This window comes from Cysteiniphilum halobium (genome assembly GCF_003574425.1).
GTDB lineage: Bacteria > Pseudomonadota > Gammaproteobacteria > Francisellales > Francisellaceae > Caedibacter > Caedibacter halobius.
In genome coordinates, this window is the sequence record NZ_QLIU01000122.1 from 1 (window position 1) to 537 (window position 537).

General features: G+C 22.0%; 1 protein-coding gene. It reads right to left on the bottom strand.

Features of this window, described 5'->3' with window-relative positions; translation table 11 throughout:
- Nucleotides 1-303 precede the first annotated feature (303 nt).
- Nucleotides 304-537: hypothetical protein (locus tag DNK85_RS12715; RefSeq protein ID WP_208123189.1), on the bottom strand; the 234-nt coding region annotated here is incomplete at its 5' end.

Sequence of the window (537 nt, forward strand, 5' to 3'; positions counted from 1 at the left end):
TTTTTTCCTTTCTCTTTTTTTCTCTTTCCTTTTTTTTTTTTTTTCTTTTTTTCTTTTTCTTTTTCTTTTTTTCCTTTTTTTTTCTTTTCTCTTTTTTTTCTAATTTTTTTTTTCTTCTTCCTCATTTTCTTCCTTTTCTTTGTTTTTCTTTTTCTCATTTCTTTCCTCTCTTTTCCTTCATTTTCCTTCTTTTTTCCTTCTTTTTTTTTCTATGTCTTTTTCTTTTTCTCTCTTTTCTTACTTTCTCCTTTTTTTCGTTTCTTCTTCTTTTTCCTCTTTTCTCTATTTCTCTCTCTTCTCCGTTTATTTTTTTTTTTCTTCTCTTTTTTTTTTTTTTTCTTTCTTTCTCTTTTCTTCCTTTATTTCTCTCTCTCTTTTTTTTCTTTTTCTTCTTCTCTTTCTTTTTTTTCTTTTTTCTTTTTTTTTATTTTTTCTTCTCCTTTCTTTCCTCTTTTTTTTTTTTCTTCTTTTTTTTTTTTTTTTTCTTTTTTTTTTTATTCTTTTTTTTTCCCTTTTTCTTTTCTCTCTTTCTTTTTT